General features: G+C 34.2%; 2 protein-coding genes. One reads left to right on the plus strand and one right to left on the minus strand.

Annotation, left to right across the window (positions count from 1 at the left end):
- Positions 1-276: 276 nt before the first annotated feature.
- A complete protein-coding gene (locus tag N477_RS03690) occupies positions 277-1,350 on the plus strand; it encodes a GTP pyrophosphokinase (RefSeq protein WP_196760574.1) in 1,074 nt (357 codons plus the stop codon).
- Between the two features lie 194 nt (positions 1,351-1,544).
- Here N477_RS03690 and N477_RS26425 read toward each other — a convergent pair.
- The coding region (locus N477_RS26425) for a hypothetical protein (RefSeq protein WP_231098176.1) at positions 1,545-1,731 on the minus strand (187 nt) is incomplete at its 5' end.

The raw sequence follows: 1,731 nt of genomic DNA on the forward strand, positions 1-1,731 counted from the left end.
AGTTCATGATCTTGCCCTGGGTTATATACGAGAGTGACTTCTTAGAAGGCTCCAAGCCTTCACTTAAAAATGCAAATGTTAGAAGGGAGAAAGTGAAAAAGCAGATGGAAAAAGTAAATTGGTAAACGATTTTTCATGAAAAATTAAAAATAGAAAAATCATATCTAAAATTAATTTGGCGCGTTGACGAGCTTGACTTACTCAACCGCCACACCAATATTAATTTAACAAAATGCTAACTATATAATGCAGAGAATCATGTAAGGAATACAAGTTTTGACACTAGAAAAACTAATCGATGATTACGAAAATAATGAAGAAAACTTCACTCACTTTTCTTCTTCAATACATTCATTAATTAATGCTCTTTTAAACTCATCATCTATAAAAACTCACTCTGTAAGCTCGAGAGTAAAAGATAGAAATAGCTTACAAAAAAAGATTGAAAAAAAGGGTAAATATACATCTCTAACAGAAATAACGGATATAGTTGGAGTCAGAATAATTACTCACTATTCGGATGAAGTCGATCAAATTGCCGATTTGATTGAAAAAGAGTTTACTATTGACGCTAAAAACTCAATAGACAAAAGAGCAAGTTTAGACCCAGATCGATTTGGATATTTATCACTGCATTATGTGGCGAGCTTATCTAGCAGCCGTTCCAAACTAAAAGAGTATAAAAAGTTTTCAACTATGAAGTTTGAAATTCAAATACGCTCTATATTGCAACACACCTGGGCCGAAATAGAGCATGACATAGGATACAAATCAAAGATTGAAATACCCAAACCAGTAAGACGTAAGTTTTCTCAGTTAGCAGGACTTTTAGAACTTGCTGATGACCAGTTCATTCAAATTAGAAATGAGCTGACTAATTACGAGAATGACGTTCAGGAAACGATACAAAAAACTCCAGAAGACGTTAGCATCGATGCAATATCTCTATTTAATTATGTAGAAAATAGCGACTTTCTAAAGAAGCTTGAGCAAGAAATCTCGAAAGCTATCGGCGTCCAATTTATTTCACCCACAAAAGATTTCTTGTCCGAATTTACTAAATACTGTGACTTTTTCAAAATAGAAACAATTTATCAATTAAATGAAAAACTAAGTAACCATAAGAAAAACATAATTCAGAGAGCAATTGATCTCCATTCTGGAGGCTCTCAACTGACGGCTGGAATTTCGATATTCTATTTATTCCAAGTTCTAGGCTCACAATTGGATTCAATTGATGATATTTATAACTTCTTAAATAAAATGAATTTAGAACATGAAGACAATAGGTATGAAAGTGCGTCTCAATTATATGAATTTGGTCAAAAAGCTGGATTGAAGACTCACTAAAGACTGAGCTCAACATCCAATTTCCATCCACTTTAGTAAGCAACTGTTAGTATTAACTGGTAACAATAAGATTCTAACTTATTGAAAAATAGGTAAGTCATTGCTTCTATTACGGGTATTCGATTATCGACGCTTTCTGGACGGGGGTTCAAATCCCCCCAGCTCCACCACATTAAGTGTTATAAAACAGCCAGTTAGAGAACTTCTTTAACTGGCTTTTTTGTGTCTACTTCAAAGTGTCCACATTGTGACCACATATTTTTAAAACCACAAACAATACCCACCCCTCGCGGGGCGGTCACTCGCCGTGACAGGCGATTAATTTGTGCTCTTTCATACATTCTTCTCGCATCAATAAAAATAATACCATTCCGCATAAAG

This window comes from Pseudoalteromonas luteoviolacea H33-S (assembly GCF_001625695.1).
GTDB lineage: Bacteria > Pseudomonadota > Gammaproteobacteria > Enterobacterales > Alteromonadaceae > Pseudoalteromonas > Pseudoalteromonas luteoviolacea_B.